This is a genomic window from Campylobacter sp. RM12640, from assembly GCF_020137595.1.
In the GTDB taxonomy this organism is placed as follows: Bacteria; Campylobacterota; Campylobacteria; order Campylobacterales; family Campylobacteraceae; genus Campylobacter_E.
Map to the genome: position 1 here is coordinate 88256 of NZ_JACGAU010000005.1, position 17255 is coordinate 105510.

General features: G+C 29.1%; 17 protein-coding genes and 1 tRNA gene. 11 read left to right on the forward strand and 7 right to left on the reverse strand.

The window, feature by feature from the left end:
• Positions 1-38 precede the first annotated feature (38 nt).
• Genes glyA through AVBRAN12640_RS03050 form a run of 5 tightly spaced genes read left to right on the forward strand, consistent with a single transcriptional unit; the run spans position 39 to position 3715 of the window.
• Positions 39-1274 carry a serine hydroxymethyltransferase gene (gene glyA, locus AVBRAN12640_RS03030; RefSeq protein ID WP_336607011.1) on the forward strand — a complete coding sequence of 412 codons (1236 nt, stop codon included), beginning with the start codon at positions 39-41 and terminating at the stop codon, positions 1272-1274.
• Positions 1268-1813, forward strand: a complete 546-nt coding sequence (locus AVBRAN12640_RS03035; RefSeq protein WP_214116202.1) for a DUF1882 domain-containing protein — start codon at positions 1268-1270, stop codon at positions 1811-1813. Before glyA ends, AVBRAN12640_RS03035 begins: the two co-directional genes overlap by 7 nt.
• Positions 1814-1823: 10 nt before the next feature.
• Positions 1824-2618, forward strand: a complete 795-nt coding sequence (locus AVBRAN12640_RS03040; RefSeq protein WP_336608624.1) for an SPOR domain-containing protein — start codon at positions 1824-1826, stop codon at positions 2616-2618.
• Complete coding sequence (locus tag AVBRAN12640_RS03045) at positions 2608-3369, forward strand: shikimate dehydrogenase (protein ID WP_214149948.1); 762 nt, start codon at positions 2608-2610, stop codon at positions 3367-3369. The genes AVBRAN12640_RS03040 and AVBRAN12640_RS03045 overlap by 11 nt, the downstream gene beginning before the upstream one ends.
• Positions 3344-3715 (forward strand): YraN family protein, encoded by a 372-nt coding sequence (locus AVBRAN12640_RS03050; RefSeq protein ID WP_214119971.1) that lies wholly within the window; start codon positions 3344-3346, stop codon positions 3713-3715. The genes AVBRAN12640_RS03045 and AVBRAN12640_RS03050 overlap by 26 nt, the downstream gene beginning before the upstream one ends.
• Before the next feature lie 28 nt (positions 3716-3743).
• Here the strand turns inward: AVBRAN12640_RS03050 and AVBRAN12640_RS03055 are convergent, their stop codons facing one another.
• Both AVBRAN12640_RS03055 and AVBRAN12640_RS03060 read right to left on the reverse strand, forming a co-directional pair.
• Positions 3744-4517, reverse strand: a complete 774-nt coding sequence (locus AVBRAN12640_RS03055; protein ID WP_214119975.1) for an exonuclease domain-containing protein — start codon at positions 4515-4517, stop codon at positions 3744-3746.
• A 65-nt stretch (positions 4518-4582) separates the two neighbouring features.
• A complete protein-coding gene (locus AVBRAN12640_RS03060) occupies positions 4583-4987 on the reverse strand; it encodes an acyl-CoA thioesterase (RefSeq protein ID WP_214116195.1) in 405 nt (134 codons plus the stop codon).
• A 198-nt stretch (positions 4988-5185) separates the two neighbouring features.
• Between AVBRAN12640_RS03060 and AVBRAN12640_RS03065 the strand changes: the two genes are divergently transcribed.
• The 3 genes from AVBRAN12640_RS03065 to AVBRAN12640_RS03075 all read left to right on the forward strand — a co-directional run bounded on the left by AVBRAN12640_RS03065 (position 5186) and on the right by AVBRAN12640_RS03075 (position 8076).
• Positions 5186-5260: transfer RNA gene (locus AVBRAN12640_RS03065), tRNA-Glu, on the forward strand.
• A 92-nt stretch (positions 5261-5352) separates the two neighbouring features.
• Entirely contained in the window at positions 5353-6555 is a 1203-nt protein-coding gene (locus tag AVBRAN12640_RS03070) for a uracil-xanthine permease family protein (protein WP_214116193.1), read from the forward strand.
• Positions 6556-6720: 165 nt separating this feature from the next.
• A complete protein-coding gene (locus AVBRAN12640_RS03075; protein ID WP_336608623.1) occupies positions 6721-8076 on the forward strand; it encodes a CitMHS family transporter in 1356 nt (451 codons plus the stop codon).
• Between the two features lie 20 nt (positions 8077-8096).
• Here AVBRAN12640_RS03075 and AVBRAN12640_RS03080 read toward each other — a convergent pair whose 3' ends face one another.
• The 5 genes from AVBRAN12640_RS03080 to AVBRAN12640_RS03100 all read right to left on the reverse strand — a co-directional run bounded on the left by AVBRAN12640_RS03080 (position 8097) and on the right by AVBRAN12640_RS03100 (position 12794).
• Complete coding sequence (locus AVBRAN12640_RS03080; RefSeq protein ID WP_214116190.1) at positions 8097-8909, reverse strand: HpcH/HpaI aldolase/citrate lyase family protein; 813 nt, start codon at positions 8907-8909, stop codon at positions 8097-8099.
• The gene (locus tag AVBRAN12640_RS03085; RefSeq protein WP_214116188.1) at positions 8899-10092 is read right to left on the reverse strand and encodes a CaiB/BaiF CoA transferase family protein; all 1194 of its coding nucleotides are present in this window, start codon (positions 10090-10092) and stop codon (positions 8899-8901) included. Before AVBRAN12640_RS03085 ends, AVBRAN12640_RS03080 begins: the two co-directional genes overlap by 11 nt.
• A 10-nt stretch (positions 10093-10102) precedes the next feature.
• On the reverse strand, positions 10103-10933 hold the full coding sequence (locus AVBRAN12640_RS03090; RefSeq protein WP_214149942.1) for a hypothetical protein: 831 nt from the start codon (positions 10931-10933) through the stop codon (positions 10103-10105).
• Positions 10934-10951: 18 nt separating this feature from the next.
• A complete protein-coding gene (locus AVBRAN12640_RS03095) occupies positions 10952-12241 on the reverse strand; it encodes an SLC13 family permease (RefSeq protein ID WP_214116450.1) in 1290 nt (429 codons plus the stop codon).
• Positions 12242-12485: 244 nt separating this feature from the next.
• Positions 12486-12794: an SEL1-like repeat protein gene (locus AVBRAN12640_RS03100; RefSeq protein WP_336608622.1), complete on the reverse strand. Its 309-nt coding sequence runs from the start codon at positions 12792-12794 to the stop codon at positions 12486-12488.
• A 94-nt stretch (positions 12795-12888) separates the two neighbouring features.
• On the opposite strand from AVBRAN12640_RS03100, the gene glyQ reads away from it, so the two are divergent.
• The 3 genes from glyQ to AVBRAN12640_RS03115 all read left to right on the forward strand — a co-directional run bounded on the left by glyQ (position 12889) and on the right by AVBRAN12640_RS03115 (position 17189).
• Positions 12889-13740: a glycine--tRNA ligase subunit alpha gene (glyQ, locus tag AVBRAN12640_RS03105; RefSeq protein WP_214116180.1), complete on the forward strand. Its 852-nt coding sequence runs from the start codon at positions 12889-12891 to the stop codon at positions 13738-13740.
• A 204-nt stretch (positions 13741-13944) separates the two neighbouring features.
• On the forward strand, positions 13945-15375 hold the full coding sequence (locus AVBRAN12640_RS03110; RefSeq protein ID WP_214119965.1) for an acetyl-CoA carboxylase subunit A: 1431 nt from the start codon (positions 13945-13947) through the stop codon (positions 15373-15375).
• An 11-nt stretch (positions 15376-15386) separates the two neighbouring features.
• Positions 15387-17189 (forward strand): biotin/lipoyl-containing protein, encoded by a 1803-nt coding sequence (locus AVBRAN12640_RS03115; protein ID WP_336608621.1) that lies wholly within the window; start codon positions 15387-15389, stop codon positions 17187-17189.
• The last annotated feature ends 66 nt before the right edge of the window (positions 17190-17255 follow it).

Below are 17255 nucleotides of genomic sequence, written 5' to 3' on the forward strand. Positions count from 1 at the left end.
TTACTAGCGAGAATTTATATATAAAAAAAGGGGTTAAAATGATATTTGATACAGAAATTAATGAAATTATAAAAGAAGAATTTAAAAGACAAAATGAGAATTTAGAAATGATTGCTAGTGAGAATTTCACTTTTCCTGAAGTTATGATGGCTACAGGTAGTATTCTTACAAATAAATACGCAGAAGGCTATCCATCAAAAAGATATTATGGTGGTTGTGAAATCGTTGATAAAGCAGAAGTTTTAGCAATTGAGCGTTGTAAAAAATTATTTAATTGTAATTACGCAAACGTTCAACCCCATTCAGGCTCACAAGCAAATCAAGGTGCATACGCAGCATTATTAAATCCAGGAGATATTATTTTAGGAATGGATTTAAGTGCAGGTGGGCATTTAACTCACGGCTCAAAGGTAAATGCAAGTGGCAAAGTATATACTAGCTATAGCTACGGAGTAGATGAAAATGGTTATTTAAATTATGATGAAATTGAAAAAATTGCCCTAGAAGTAAAACCAAAATTAATAGTTTGTGGTGCTAGTGCTTATGCTAGAATAATTGATTTTGAAAGATTTCGTAAAATTGCTGATAAAGTAGGAGCATTTTTATTAGCTGATATTGCACATATTGCCGGTCTTGTAGTAGCTAATCTTCACCCAAGTCCATTTCCACACGCTCACATAGTAACTTCAACAACTCATAAAACTCTAAGAGGGCCAAGAGGTGGGATAATAATGACTAATGATGAAGAACTTGCAAAAAAAATAAATTCAGCAATCTTTCCTAACCTTCAAGGTGGTCCATTAATGCATATTATTGCAGCAAAAGCAGTTGGATTTAAATATAATCTTGATGAAAGTTGGAAAACATACGCTAATCAAGTTATAAAAAATTGCAAGGTATTAGCCGATGAATTGCTAAAAGAAGGATTTAAATTAGTAAGTGGTGGAACTGACAATCACTTGTTGTTAATGGATTTTAGTGATTGTGAATTTAGTGGAAAAGATGCTCAAATAGCATTAGAAAAAGCAGGTATTACAGCTAATAAAAATAGCGTTCCTAACGAAAAGCGTTCTCCTTTTATTACAAGTGGATTAAGACTTGGCACTGCTGCACTTAGTGCTCGTGGTATGAAAGAAGAAGAAATGAAAGTAATAGCACAGACAATAAGCCTAGTGCTAAAGAATTTAAATAACGATGAAATTATAAAAAAAGCAAAAGAAACTACGCTAAAATTAAGCGAAAATTTCCCATTATATAAGGACTTAAAATGTTAACAAGCAATGAATTAGCCTTAATTAAAATGATTAATTCACATTATTTTATAAAAAGAGATACTATAGTAAGCAAAATTGAGCATAAAGGTAGAACTTTTTTTAATAAGTATGAAAGAGTTAATGAGTTTTTATCTCCAAGCTTAATAAGAGAACATTCAGAAGGTAAAATAACAATAGCTCACAATTTAATAAACGCACAAGATAAAGTAGAAAATATAGTATTTGACTACAATGGTTTTAATACTGAAAAATTTTGGCATAGAGCTCAATTATTATTAAGAGAAGAAGGTTTTATTAATTTCACAGCTTATAAAAGCAAAACGCCAGGTCATCTTCATTTATATATTCACAAAGGTCATACTGCATTTGCCGAAGGTTGTGGATTAGCTAATAAACTAAGTGCAATGTTGGCTCAAAAAATGCCCGTTGAATGGAGAGTATTTCCAACACTTGATATGCCTAAGGAATACAATATTTTAGCATTACCTTATGAAATTTATCAAAAAGAGCGTGGGGCATCTTGGTCAAAACATATGTAAAGGATTGAAAATGCAAGAACACAATAAATTTGAAGATTTAGTTTTAGAAAGTAACAACAAAAAGAATAAACAAAAACAAATGTTATTTAAGATAATTATAGGCATAATAGTTTTTCTAATTGCCTTAATTATATATAAATTAATAAGCAATGGAGATAGTCAAAAAAGCCCATTACCACCGATAGAACCTAATGCTACATTTGAACAAAAAGCTCAAGATAATGAAGTTTTTGAGAATTTAAAAAGTGAAAATGATGGTTTTAGTGATGATTTTACATCTTTAGAAGAAAGATTAAAAAAAGAAAATAATATAGTAGAACCAGAACCTAAAAAATCTCAAGAAGTTCAAAATGTTGTAAAAGAATTAGCAAAAGCAAATCAACAACCTACACCAGCACTTGAAACTCCTAAAGAAGAAGTAAAACCTGCTGTAGTTGAAGAGAAAAAGCCTGTGGTTGTAGAAGAGAAAAAGCAAACTACTCAAACAACAAAACAAGAAAACTCAGTATTTGATACATTAAATGTTAAAAAGCCAGTTGCTCAACAAGAAAAACCAGCAAATAAAGTACCTACTACAAGTGATAATGGAAGCTATATTCAAGTATATGCAGGTAAAAATATTGACCTAAAATCACACGAAATTAAAAAACTAGATACGCTAGGATTACAATATAAAGTAGTTACTGATAATAAAGGTATGAGTAGAGTAATTGTAGGACCTTATTCAAATTCTGATAAAGCAAATGCCTTAAAATTTGTAAGAGATAATGTGAAAAAAGACGCATTTTATTATCATGCAAAATAATATTTACGGAGTGATAGGAAATCCTATCGCTCACTCAAAATCTCCTATAATTCATAATCTATGGTATGAAAGATTAAATATAAATGCTAATTATGAGAAAATTTTAGTAGAAAATCCAAATGATTTAAAAAACACAATTTTAAAATATAAAGGTGTTAATGTAACTTTGCCTTATAAAGAAGAAGTTGCAATACTAGCAAATTATAAAGATGAAGGCGTTATAAACACAAAAGCAGCAAATACTATAATAAATGATAATGGAATTTTAAAAGCTTATAATACTGATATATTTGGGTTTTATGAACCTATAAAAAATTATAAAATAAACAATGCCTTAATAATAGGGGCAGGTGGGGCTGCTAGGGCTGTTTATTATTCTTTAGCAAAAAATAATATAAAAACTAAAGTAATTAATAGAAGTAAAAAAGATGATTTTTTATGCGAAGTTCATACGGCATTAGATGAATTTGAATTTGATTTAATTATAAACTCAACAAGCGCAAGTTTAAAAAATCTACTACCTTTAGAAGAAAATCTTTTAGAAAAACTAGCAAAAAATACAAAAATTGCTTATGATTTAGCATATAATCACGATATATTTTTAGATTTTTGTAAGTTAAAAAATCCAAATATTATTACTCAAGATGGGCTTGATATGCTTATTTTTCAAGCAGCCCTTGCTTTTGAATATTTTTGTGGAATTTATCCTAACGAAGATTTAATAAATGAAGCAAGAGAACTTATTAAATAAGAGTATAAAAGGACTAAAATCATATATTTTTGGCTATGAAAACGAACAAAAAGCTAAAAAATACTTAGAAAAAAATAATTTTAAAATAATTAAAACGAATTATAAAACCAAATTTGGAGAAATTGACATAATCGCTTTAAAGGATAAAACCTTGCATTTTATTGAAGTAAAATCAAGCAAAAATTATGAAAGCGAATATTATTTAACACCAAAAAAATTAGAAAGAATTATAAAATCTATTTATATTTTTAATCAACATTATGAAGATTACAATAATTTAAATTATTGCATAGATTTAATAGCAATAAACGATAATAACATTAATTATATAGAAAATATAACATAGAAAAAATGATAATTTGAGATTTAAATTCTCAAATTAATCCTAAAAATTTCTTGATAGAATATTTTAAATCTTCATCATCTAAATTATTCATAGCCCACAACAAATATCCATTATCAACAGCTCTAACCTCATCAAAACTTTTGCCCTTGTATTTGCCAAAGCTAAATTTAGTGCTAATTAATGGGGCTTTTGTAATTTCGTGCAATTCTTCATAATTTTTATGTTTTAATAATTCATCTAATAATAATTTCATAACCAAAACATCACCTATCGCATCATGAGCTTTTATAATTATTCCTAATTTTTGTGCCTCTTCTTGCTCAATTTTATAAAGCCCTAAAAAATATCTTAAATATTGCAATCTGTGATGATTAAAGTCAGGAAAAATAGCCTTAGCGCACTTATAAGTATCAATTAATTTAAAATTATTTTGAAAGCCTTCTTTTTCTAACATTCCTAAATCAAACTTAATATTATGAGCTATTAAGTAATTTTCGTTTGAATTAAGCTCATTTAACATTTTTGAAAATTTCGTTTCACTAAATTTTGGCTTATTAATAAGCATTTCAGGGGTTATATTATGAACTTCCATAGCTTCAAAAGAAATCTTTACTTCACTACTGCATAATTCATCAAATACTAAAACTTTTCTTTCTTGTATATTGTCAAAAATATTTTCAGCATATTCTATTTCATTAAATTCATATTTTTCACTATCAATTACCAAAGCACCTACTTGAATAATCCTATCTAATTCTGTATTTCCTGTAGTTTCTGTATCAAATAAAACATATTTCATAATTATCCTTAAAAGTTTTTTTAATTCTAACAAGTAAGTTTAAAAAGTAGGTTGAATAAAAGGGATTATTAAAATCCCTTGTAGCGTTTTAAATTCTCATCAATTTTGATTTTTTCTCCGTTTTCATCAACATTTACATAAGTTAAAAGCGCACTTGTAACAGGCACACAAACTCCATATAATTTAGGAGTGCAGCGTTCAGCGATAACTTCTACTTGAACTTGTATTGATGTGCTTCCAACTTTTACAATATCAGCATAAAAGCTCACAATATCTCCAACATAAACAGGTTTTTTAAAGGTCATTTGTTCAACTGCGATAGTAACTACTCTACCATTTGCTATTTCTTTAGCTGCAACTGCACCAGCTAAATCTATTTGACTCATTATCCAACCACCAAAAATATTGCCTGCAGGATTTGTATCTTTTGGCATAGCAACTAATCTAAGCCTTGCTTCTTTTAATTCTTTCATATATTCTCCTTATAAAAAAATGTAAATATTAAACATAAAAGATTAAAATTGTCGTTTTTAAATTGAAAATTTTCATCAAAATTACAATTTTTTACAAAAATTTTAAAAAAATTGAAAAAATTTTTATAATTTAAGAAAACTTTAAGAATTTTCACATATAATAACGGCTTTTACATCACAAGAAAAAACTTCTTGAAAGGCCCATTCGTCTAGCGGTTAGGACATCGCCCTTTCACGGCGGTAACACGAGTTCGAGTCTCGTATGGGTCACCAATCCTCCTTTATGTTTATTTAATTTAATGAAAAAAATCCTTTTTTACCTTACCCCTGTGAGATAATAACTCAAAATAAAAAAGGATTTTTTTATGATTAAAGACGCGATATCTGGACTTCAGATTTTATTCGTAGCCTTTGGTGCAATGGTATTAGTTCCTTTACTTACCGGACTAAATCCTGCAATGGCTCTTTTAGGTGCTGGGTGCGGAACGATTATTTTTCAAATCATTACGAAATTTAAAGTTCCTATCTATCTTGGCTCATCATTTGCATTCATAACCCCTATAATTTATTCTATGAAAGAATGGGGAATTAATTCAACTATGTTTGCTCTGTTTTGCACAGGATTTGTTTATTTTATCTTTGCTGCAATTATCAAAACAAAAGGCGAGAGTTTTATTAGCAAACTTTTTCCCGCAGTTGTAATTGGCCCTGTAATTATCGTAATAGGTCTTAGCGTTGCTGTAAGTGCGGCTGGAATGGCTATGGGTATGAGTGGTTCAACTCAAGTAATTGATAAAGATATAGCTTTAATGCTTTCTACTTTTTCATTCTTAGTTACTATTGTAATTGCTATTTTTGGCTCAAAAATGTTTAAATTAGTTCCTATTTTAATAGGTGCTATTTGTGGATATATTTTAGCCTTTATTTTAGGCTATGTTGATACTAGTGCAATTAAAGCTGCACCTTGGTTTGCAATCCCACATTTTGAAACACCTAGCATTAATTTTAGTGCAGCAATTTTTATGATACCTGTTGCAATTGCTCCTGTAATTGAGCATATTGGTGCGGTTATGGCAATAGGTGCAGTAACTAAAAAAGACTATACAAAAGACCCAGGTCTTCATAGAACTTTAAGTGGAGATGGTGTTGGAGTTTGTGTTGCAGGTTTAATAGGTGGTCCTCCAGTTACAACTTATTCAGAAGTTACAGGTGCAATAATGATTACAAAAAACGCACAAGTTAAAATTATGACTTGGGCTGCAATATTTGCAATATTACTTGCATTTGTGGGTAAATTTAATGCTATTTTACAATCAATTCCATTGCCTGTAATGGGTGGAGTTATGATACTTTTATTTGGGACAATTGCTAGTCTTGGGATTAAAACCTTAGTTGATGCTAAAATAGATTTAACTAATAATAAAAACCTAGTAATTATTAGTTCTACTTTGATTGTAGGTGTTGGCGGTCTTAGTGCTAGTTTTGGAAGCGTTTCATTTTCAGGAGTTGGACTTAGTGCCTTACTTGCAATTATTCTAAATCTAATCTTACCTAATAAACAAGATTAATTATTAATTCAAATTCTTTTTAGAATTTGAATTATTATTTTTTAATTTTTTCTTAAATTCTAAAATTTGTTACGAAACTTAACACTTTTTAAAAAAATTATCCATTTTCAATTATTTCAAATTGTAACTTTGTTAAAATCTAACATTTTTTTATGGAGGTTAAAAATGGATTTATTTTTATCACTTACAGGCTTTATTGGGCTTGGATTTATCGTATGGCTACTCTTAAAAGATAAAACCACTCCTGCGATAGCATTTATTTTAGTTAGCTTTGTAGTTGCTGCAATGCTTATGATAATGGATTATTGTGGGTTAGAAGTCGGAAAAGCTTTAGGGGTTAAAGGAGATGTTTTAAACTTTAAAGCAATGAAAGGTTTTATAAAAGATGGTGTAAAAACCGTTAGCGATACAGCAGCTTTATTTGTATTTTCTATTCTTTTTTTTAGTGTGCTTAGTGCTAGTGGATTTTTTAATAAAATTATTAATTTCTTACTTAGCAAAGTTACACCAAATGTATTTGTAATCACAATTCTTACTTCACTTATGGCAATGTTTGTTCATCTTGATGGTAGTGGAGCAGCTACATTTTTAATAGTTATTCCAGCTATGCTTCCAATTTATGAAAGACTTGGAATGAGAAAATCATCACTTTTATTAATTTGTGCTAGTGCAATGGGTGTTATGAATGTTCTTCCTTGGGGAGGTCCAACTCTAAGAGCTGCAACGGTTATTAAAGCTGACGCGAATGATTTATGGCATCAATTAATCCCTATGCAAGTTTTAGGTCTTGTTTTAGCACTAGCTTTAGCTATTTTTATCGGTTATCAAGAAAAAAGGCGTGGTGCTGGCGGTAATCTTGAAGGAATTAAACTTGAAATTGAAAAAAGCGAATTTCAAAACGATAAATTTTTCTTAGTAAATGTATTTTTACTAATAGCTGTTATTGCTGCTTTAGTAATTAATGTATTACCTTCTTATGTTTGCTTTATGATAGGTTTTGCAATTGCGTTGCCACTAAATTATCCTAATTTAAAAATAGCTAAAAAAGTTTTAGATAAAGCAAGTGGTGGAGCAATAATGATGTATATTACTTTAATTGGTGCAGGAATTTTAATCGGTGTATTTGATAAAAGTGGAATTATGAATAAAATGGGAGCTTCAATTCTAACTCTAGTGCCTAATGAATATGGTAATTTAATTCCTTTAGTAGTAGGCTTGCTTGCTGTTCCTATGGCATTAATCTTTTGCACGGATTCTTATTTTTATGGCGTTATGCCTGTGGTTTTAAGCGTTACAAATGCTTTTGGAATTGACCCAATGAATCTTGCTATTATTATGGTTTTAGCTAGAAATTGTGCTACATTTATAAGCCCTGTTGTTCCTGCTACATTGCTTGGATGTGGTCTTGCTGATGTATCTATAAAAGAACATATTAAACGCTCATTCTTTTATATTTGGGCAATTAGTATTATTTGCTTGATTTTTGGATATATTGCAGGAATAATCCCACACTTATTTTAATATCTCTCCTAAGAGAGATATTAGATATTTGCTAGTATATTTTGAGCTTTCTTAATTACTGGCAAATCTATCATATTGCCTTTATAATTAAATACAATATCATCAGTATTTTTTGCCAATTCTACTATTTCTTTAGCCCATAGAATTTGTTCTTTAGTAGGACTAAATACTTGATTGATTATTGGAATTTGATTTGGATGAATGCTTAAAGACCCGCCAAAACCCATAGAAGATACAAATTCTAATTCAGATTTTAAACCAATTTCATCTTTAATATCAGGATATACTCCATTAATTGGTGGTAATAATTTATATTTTGCACTTTTTATCACTATTTGATTTCTTATGTGATTTAATAAATTTTCTCTTCCACTGCCTTCTTTTAATCCTAATTCTAAAGAAATATCTAAAGCACCAAAACTTAATAATTTAATTAATTTTGAACTTGCAATATCATCTAAATTATCAACGCCCAAAGCACTTTCAATAATTGGAATTATTATTAAATCTTTAAAATCTTTAAATAATTCAAATTCTTTTGAACTCTCACTCTTAGGCAATACAATTGCATATAATTTTTTCATTTTATTTAATTCATCTAATAATTTCATATCATCATTAAAATATTCACTCTTAGTATCATTAATTCTTATAAAAAAATTAGCATCTGTATTATTTGCAAATTCTAAAATATTAGCCCTGCCTTTATCTTTTTGATTAGGGCTAATTGAATCTTCTAAATCAATAATAATATAATCAGCTCCGCTATTTAAAGCCTTATTAAATCTATCATTTTTAATTGATGGAACAAACAAAAAACTCTTAGTTTTCATCTCTTACCTTTATTATATTTTTTGATTGTAGTTGAGAAATTTCATCTTTAAATCCAAATTCTTTTAAGATTTTATGAGTATGTTCTCCTAACGCTGGGATTTTATCCATTCTAGGCTCATAATTATTATTTGTAGCCGGTGGCAATAATGCTGGGATTTTACCTACTTCAGTATCAACTTCTCTCCATCTATTTCTACTTTTTAATTGAGAATGATTCCACACATCTTTTAATTCATTTACATTACCATTTGCAATTTTTGCTTTTTCTAATCTATCCACAACATCTTTTGCCGTTAGATTTTTAAATTTATTTTCTATTATTTCTTTAATCTTTTGTGCATTTTTTGTTCTTAATGTGTTATTTTTAAATTCTTCATCATTAATTAAGCTTTCATCTTCTAATACAATCTTACAAAAATTACTCCATTCTCTTTCATTTTGAAGACCAAACATAACAACATTACCATCACCAGCCTTATAAGGACCATAAGGAGTAATACTAGCGTGAAAAGCACCTTTTTTAATAGGCGGATTAGCACCCTTATAAGTATAATATATTGGATACCCCATCCATTCAGCCATACATTCTAACATTGATATTTCTATTCTTGAACCTTTATTTGTTTTTTCAAGATATAAAAGTGCTTGTAAAATCCCACTATAAGCATACATTCCAGCAGATATATCAGCTATACTAATTGGCACTTTTACACACTCATCGCCAGTTCCTGTTATAGATACTAAGCCACTTTCTGATTGAATTAATAAATCATAAGCTTTTTTGTGTTCGTATTCTCCACCTTCTCCATAGCCAGAAATATCACAAACAATCATTTTTGGATTATATTTAATTAAATTTTCATAATCTAATCCTAATCTTTTTGCAGCCCCAAATGCTAGATTTTGAACGAAAATATCCACCTTAGGTAAAATTGATTTTATTATTTTCATACCTTCTTCGGTTTTTAAATCAATAGCTAAACTCTCCTTACTTCTATTAGTCCATACAAAATGACTTGCAAGTCCATCTACTCTAGTATCATATCCTCTTGCCAAATCCCCTACATCAGGGCGTTCTATCTTAATAACTCTAGCACCTAAATCAGCTAATTGTCTAGTGCAAAATGGTGCTGCTATTGCTTGTTCTATACTTAATACTAATTTTCCTTCTAATGGCAACATTTTTTCTCCTTTATTTATAATTTATAATGCCTTGATGAGCTATAAAGCCATCTTTATTTATCCACACATTTGCTTCGTTTTCACTAATTATTTTTGACTCAACGCAAAAACTACTAGGAGTGCAAACTGCGTGTAATCCTCTATAACTATATTTTGTGATTTTTTTATCTTTATGATTTTTTGCAAAACAACTAATCATCTTAGTAGCTAATAAAGGTCCGTGAATTACTAAGCCGCTATATCCTTCAACCATAGTAGCGTAAGGATAATCATAATGAATTTTATGCCCATTAAAAGTAAGTGCTGAATATCTAAATAATAAAGTAGAATCAGGGCAAAAACTTTCAGAAAAATCAGCTTCGCTTACAGGTTTATTGCTAGTTAATTTTGGTGGAGTTGGCTCTTTATAAACTATATCTTGTTCTTCAATAATTTTTAAATCTTCATCTTGATAATATTTATGCTCTAAAGTAACAAAAATTAATTTTCCTGTATTTCCAACTTTTTCTTGAATATCTTTTATAGTAGTAATTTTAGTAGCGATTTTACCTATAATCAACGCTGAATTAAAAGTAAATCTACCACCAGCCCACATACGATTAACATTTCCAAAACTAGGTAAAAAACTATCATCGCTTCCACCTAATTTAGGGTGTCCGTCTTTGCCTAATTTATCTTTACTTAAAGCCTTATTAAAAAAGCACCATTGCCATAAATAAGGTAATTCATCACCTAATTTTAAATCTTTATAATCAAGTGTTGCGACTATTTTTTCAACTTGAGTAAGACTTATTTCTTCTTTTATAATTTCTTGTTTGCCTATATAATTTTTAAATTCCATAATTTTCCCTTTCATAAATTAATTAATAACACCTAAAAACAATAACAAAAACCCAAATAACACAAGCAAAATAGGTAATATTAATAACCTAATAAATAAATATTTTCTTTCTTGCTCATCTTGTGTCCCTGCTAAAACCAATGCTCCACCTGATGAAAAACTTGAATACCCCGTAAATGTTGCAAATGTTGCGATAATAGAAAATGCCAAAGATGGCTCTAATACGCTAAGACTTGGAACAATAGGAAAAAATGTCGGCATTACAACGCCCATACTAGAAGCAAATGCACTCATTGAAGAAGATAAAACGCCTAATAAATAATATATCCAGCTACTATCATTGCCACCTTGAGCACTTAAAAAATTGCTTATTATTTGCATAGCACCAGTAGATTTTCCAAGTGCTATTAGCATAGTTAATGCACCAATCATAAAAATTAAATTCCAAGGTATATTTTTAAAAGCTTGTGTTTCATCTCCTATCTTAAATACAATAGCTAAAATAATTCCTAAGAATGAAACAAAAGTAGGATTAAAAAATATAGTCATTTTACTCATCAATAAATTTTCAGGTTGAAAAGATAAATAAATTGATGGAACCATAACCAAAGAAAATACAAATGTAACTATTAAAATCGTTTTAATTTGTATAGAATTTAGTTTTTCAGGTTTATCAATATTTGATGAATATACAACCTTATACCCCTTTAATAACACATATCCTAAAATAAAAATTAAAGTATGTGCTATAAACATATTTTTTCCAAGATTTAATTGCATAATTGCTGATTGTTCAGGTGTAAAACCTAAATTCTCAATTAGATTATAAGTAACCCTACCACCTAAAGTAAAAGGATTAAATCCCCCAGCACAAGAACCTGAATAAATTATAATAGCAGCTAAAATTTTATTCATTTTAATCTTATTAGCTATGTATAAAACTAATGGGCTCATAAAGGCAAATCCAGCATAATGCCCTGGTCCAATACCGACAAAAATTACAACAACAATATATAAAACTATAGGAATACTCCAAGGATAGTTTCTTACCCCATAAACTGCTTTTGAAGCTAGATTATTTAAAGTTCCATTATTTATGACAAAGCCATAAAAATAAGTAATAGAAACTAAGATAAAAAATAAATCAAGCCCCCATAATTTTACAATTTCACTAGGTTTTAAGCCATAAATATAAGCAGCAATAAAGCATAAAACAATTGCAAAAATACCAATATTTGCTTTAAATAAATAGCCTAAAACTATTGACAATAATAAAAAAAATAAAATGATTAAGTTAATTTGTTCAATCATAAATCCTCCTTGCTTAAATACTATAAGAAAAGAAAATCATTAAGATTAATATAAGAATAAAATATAATAAAAATAAAAATCATTGTTACAATTTTACACAATTAATAATAATTTTTATCCTTTAATATATTTTCTTAAAAAATTATAATTATTTTATTAATTTGATATTTTGATTTTTTATTTAATTGAAAGAATTTATTTAAAAGAATTTAAAACTAACTCGTTTTAAATTCTTAAAAGGTTATTTTTTTAATTCGTTAGCTTTATCGCAACCAATTGCTAAGCCAAAAGAACAAGCTAATTGATAGTAATAACCTGCTGCTTGAATGTTTTGAGAAGTTGAAGTGCCTTGTAATAAAACATTTGCAATATTTAAACAAGAGCTTGCATTTTTGTTAGTAATGCAGTTAGTTTGCTCGTCTTTTAAGCTAGGATTTAAAGCAGTTTGTAATGCAAGATTCATTAAATTGCTTTTTACAACTTCATTTTCTTGACTAACACAAGCACTAAAAATAAATAAAGAACTTGTAATTAAAATTAATTTTTTCATATAATCTCCTTAAAAAATCGCTAATTATATGCAAAATAACATAAATTTATATTAATTTTGTATGATAAATAAAATTTATTTTAAAGGCTTTTAAATGACATTTTCAGAAATTATTTTAAACTTACAAAAGTATTGGTGCGAGCAAGGTTGTGCTTTAATTCAGCCTTATGATTTTCCTGCAGGTGCAGGGACTTTTCATCCACAAACATTCTTAAAATCACTTGGAACAAAACCACATAATGTTTGTTATGTTGCTCCATCTCGCCGTCCAACTGATGGAAGATACGGAGAAAATCCAAATCGTTTAGGTGCTTACTATCAATTTCAAGTATTAATGAAACCAAGTCCAGCGAATATTCAAGATTTATATTTAAATAGCTTAAAAGTTTTAGGAATTGATTTAAATAAACACGATGTAAGATTTATAGAAGATAACTGGGAAAGCCCATCTTTAGGAGCTTGGGGGCTTGGCTGGGAAGTATGGCTTGATGGAATGGAAGTTACTCAATTTACTTATTTTCAACAAGTTGGTGGATTTTCTTGTGATTTAATTAGTGCAGAGATTACTTACGGACTTGAACGCTTAGCAATGTATATTCAAGATATTGATAATGTTTATGATATTAATTGGGGCGGTGGGCTAACTTATGCTGATGTTCATAAGCAAGGTGAGTTTGAATACTCTAAGTTTAATTTTGAATTAGCAAATGCTTCAAGACTTAAAGAAATGTTTGATATTTCATATAATGAAGCAAGAAGTGTGCTTGATAGTGGTTACTCACTACCTGCGTATGATTATTGTCTAATGTGCGCGCATTTATTTAATACCCTTGATGCTAGGGGTGCAATTAGCGTTACTCAAAGACAAGATTTTATGCTAAAAATAAGAGAACTTAGCAAAGATTGTGCTAGTGTGTATTTAAAAAGCCAAGAGAATTTAAAATAAATTATAATTTGCTTATTTTGGTTTATATTGATTTTTCAATATAAACCAAGTAAAAATATTAAAATCAAATTCCATAAACTAAAAAATTGAATATTTAATTTTGTTACTTTTAGTAACAAATAAATGGTTAAAACAAAAGCAAACTCATCTTTTTCAATCTAAAATATTAAAATAAAATCACTATTTAAAATTAGGAGTTTAAAGGTGATTAGTAAGGTTTTAATAGCAAATAGGGGAGAAATTGCTGTTCGTATCATAAGAGCTTGTAGGGATTTACATATTCAAAGTGTAGCTATCTATACAAAGCCTGATGAAAATTGTCTGCATGTAAAAATCGCAAGTGAAGCAAAATGTATAGGTGAAGATGCCATTAAAGGCTATTTAGACGCAAAAATAATAATCCAAACTGCAAAAGAATGTGGTGCTGATGCAATCCATCCTGGATATGGATTTTTAAGTGAAAATTATGAATTCGCAAAAATGGTAGAAGATGCAGGATTAATTTTCGTTGGACCAAAATCTCAAGTTATTAAAAATATGGGAAATAAAAATATAGCAAGAGAATTAATGCAAAAAAACGGCATTCCAGTAGTTCCAGGAACAAAAGTATTAAATGAATGCAAAGAAGAAGAAATAAAAGAATTTGCCAAAAAAATTGGCTATCCTGTAATATTAAAAGCTAGTGGAGGTGGCGGTGGTCGTGGGATTAAAGAAGTCTGGAATGAAGATGAATTAATACCTGCATTTAATACTTGCAAAAGAGAAGCTAAAGCATATTTTAATAATGATGATGTCTTTATGGAAAAACTCATAGAAAATCCACGCCACATAGAATTTCAAATATTAGGCGATAATTATGGCAATATAATTCATTTATGCGAAAGAGATTGTTCTATTCAAAGACGCCATCAAAAAATAATAGAAATCGCACCTTGTCCATCAATAAGCGAGCATTTAAGAAAAAGTATGGGAGCTACTGCAGTAGCAGCCGCAAAAGCGGCTGGATATACTAATGCAGGAACGGTTGAGTTTTTATTAGATGATTACAATAGATTTTATTTTATGGAGATGAATACTAGAATACAAGTTGAACACGGCGTTACAGAAGAGATAACAGGGGTTGATTTAATAGTAAGGCAATTAAGATATGCAGCAGGACAAATTCAAGAATTAGAACAAAGTGATATTAAATCAAATGGTTTTGCTATTGAAGCTAGAATTACTGCAGAAGATGCTAATAAGAATTTCATACCAACACCAGGAATGGTTACAGAATATTATCCTGCTTTAGGACCTTCAGTTAGGGTTGATAGCCATCTTTATAAAGGTTATAAAATCCCGCCATTTTACGATTCTTTAGTCGCAAAATTAGTTGTAAAAGCGTCTAGTTATGATTTAGCGGTAAATAAATTAGAAAGAGCTTTAGAAGAATTTACAATAGAAGGCGTAAAAACAACAATTTCATTTTTAAAAACTATTGCAAAAAGTAAAGAATTTAGAAAAGGTATTTTTGATACGAGTTATATAAAAACAAATTTAGAAAAAATTCTAAGCAATATTGATGATAAAAATAAAAAAGATAAAGATGAAATAATCGCTTCAATTTGTGCGGCATTAAAAGATAAATTAAATTAAAGGAGAGAAAAATGGCTAAAAAATATATAGATATTATGGATACAAGTTTTCGTGATGGCTTTCAATCAGTTTATGGAGCTAGAGTTTTAATGAATGATTTTTTCCCAGCATTACAAGCTGCAAAAGAAGCTGGGATAAGACATTTTGAATTTGGTGGCGGGGCAAGATTTCAAAGCCTTTATTTTTATACAAACGAAGACGCATTTACTATGATGGATAAATTCCGTGAAATTGTAGGAGATGGTATTAATCTTCAAACCCTTGCTCGTGGAGTAAATACCGTTACACTTGATACTGGTAGTCGTGAAATAATAGATTTACACGCAAAATTATTCGCAAAACACGGAACTACTACGATTAGAAATTTTGACGCTTTAAATGATGTTGAGAATTTAAAATATAGTGGCGAAAGAATAGTGCATTATGGTTTAAAACACGAAATTGTAATAACTATGATGGATTTACCAATAGGTTGCAAAGGCGCTCACGATACTAAGTTTTATGAAAAAACCCTAAAAGAAATTTTAAAAGCTAATATCCCATTTCATAGCATTTGTTTTAAAGACGCATCAGGAACAAGTAATCCACAAAAAGTATATGAAACAATAAAAATGGCTAGAAAACTTTTACCTGCAAATACTCATATTAGACTTCATACTCACGAAAGTGCAGGTGTTAGTGTAGCTTGTTATTTAGCAGCACTTGAAGCTGGTGTTGATGGAATTGACCTTGCAGCAGCTCCTGTTAGTGGTGGAACAAGTCAGCCTGATATTCTTACAATGTTACACGCTGTAAAAGGTAAAAATTATGATTTAGGTGGGCTTGAAATTGAAAAAATCTTAAAATATGAAGAAGTATTTAAAGATTGTATGAAAGATTATTTTATGCCACCTGAAGCTATACAAGTTAGTCCATTAATACCGATTTCACCTATGCCAGGTGGAGCATTAACAGCGAATACTCAAATGATGAGAGATAATAATGTATTAGATAAATTCCCTGATACTATAAAAGCTATGAGCGAAGTGGTAAAAAAAGGTGGCTTTGGAACTAGCGTAACTCCTGTTAGTCAATTTTATTTCCAACAAGCATTTAATAATGTAATGTTTGGCGAATGGAAAAAAATCGCAGAAGGCTATGGCAAAATGGTTTTAGGCTATTTTGGAAAAACTCCTGTAGCACCAGATCCAAAAATAGTAAAACTTGCAAGCGAACAATTAAATCTAAAACCAACAAAAGAAAAAGCAATAGATTTAGCCGACCTTGATGAGACAAAATCACTTAAATACATTGAAAAAATACTTAAAAAAGAAGGTATTTTAGTAACTGATGAAAATCTATTCATAGTTGCAGCTTGTAAAGAAAAAGGATTAGCATTTTTAAAAGGTGAAGCAAAAGTCAATGTTAGAAAAATTTCTCAAAATACTAAATCAAATTCTAACAATCTTTATTCAGTGCAAGTCAATGATAAAACCTATGATGTAGAAATTGAAAAAGATAAAATTTTAGTAAATGGCAATAGCTACGAAGTAAAAGTAAAAGAAAAAGAAAATACTTCAAAAATTATTGAAAAACAAGAAATTTCACAATCAATAGCTAATGATAAAAGCATTTTAGCCTCAATGTCAGGAAATGTGTTTAAAGTGCTTGTAAAAGCAGGAGATAAAGTAAAAGCAGGGCAAGAATTATTTATTCTTGAAGCTATGAAAATGGAAGTTCCAATTGAAGCAACGAGTGATGGAACAATAGATAAAATACTTGTAAAACAAGGAGATAATGTAGAAGCTATGCAAATTTTAGCTAGTTTAAAATAAATTTTAGAATCTGTTTTGACAGATTCTAATATATCTTTAAGTTAATATTTTAAGTATTTTTTATAT

Excerpts from the sequence above, each read along its gene's own strand:
- glyA (WP_336607011.1), top strand. The coding sequence starts at position 39 with ATGATATTTGATACAGAAATTAATGAAATTATAAAAGAAGAATTTAAA.
- AVBRAN12640_RS03060 (WP_214116195.1), bottom strand. The coding sequence starts at position 4,987 with ATGAAAGAATTAAAAGAAGCAAGGCTTAGATTAGTTGCTATGCCAAAA.
- AVBRAN12640_RS03045 (WP_214149948.1), top strand. The coding sequence starts at position 2,608 with ATGCAAAATAATATTTACGGAGTGATAGGAAATCCTATCGCTCACTCA.
- glyQ (WP_214116180.1), top strand. The coding sequence starts at position 12,889 with ATGACATTTTCAGAAATTATTTTAAACTTACAAAAGTATTGGTGCGAG.
- AVBRAN12640_RS03035 (WP_214116202.1), top strand. The coding sequence starts at position 1,268 with ATGTTAACAAGCAATGAATTAGCCTTAATTAAAATGATTAATTCACAT.
- AVBRAN12640_RS03075 (WP_336608623.1), top strand. The coding sequence starts at position 6,721 with ATGGATTTATTTTTATCACTTACAGGCTTTATTGGGCTTGGATTTATC.
- AVBRAN12640_RS03080 (WP_214116190.1), bottom strand. The coding sequence starts at position 8,909 with ATGAAAACTAAGAGTTTTTTGTTTGTTCCATCAATTAAAAATGATAGA.
- AVBRAN12640_RS03050 (WP_214119971.1), top strand. The coding sequence starts at position 3,344 with ATGAAGCAAGAGAACTTATTAAATAAGAGTATAAAAGGACTAAAATCA.
- AVBRAN12640_RS03040 (WP_336608624.1), top strand. The coding sequence starts at position 1,824 with ATGCAAGAACACAATAAATTTGAAGATTTAGTTTTAGAAAGTAACAAC.
- AVBRAN12640_RS03085 (WP_214116188.1), bottom strand. The coding sequence starts at position 10,092 with ATGTTGCCATTAGAAGGAAAATTAGTATTAAGTATAGAACAAGCAATA.
- AVBRAN12640_RS03070 (WP_214116193.1), top strand. The coding sequence starts at position 5,353 with ATGATTAAAGACGCGATATCTGGACTTCAGATTTTATTCGTAGCCTTT.
- AVBRAN12640_RS03115 (WP_336608621.1), top strand. The coding sequence starts at position 15,387 with ATGGCTAAAAAATATATAGATATTATGGATACAAGTTTTCGTGATGGC.
- AVBRAN12640_RS03100 (WP_336608622.1), bottom strand. The coding sequence starts at position 12,794 with ATGAAAAAATTAATTTTAATTACAAGTTCTTTATTTATTTTTAGTGCT.
- AVBRAN12640_RS03090 (WP_214149942.1), bottom strand. The coding sequence starts at position 10,933 with ATGGAATTTAAAAATTATATAGGCAAACAAGAAATTATAAAAGAAGAA.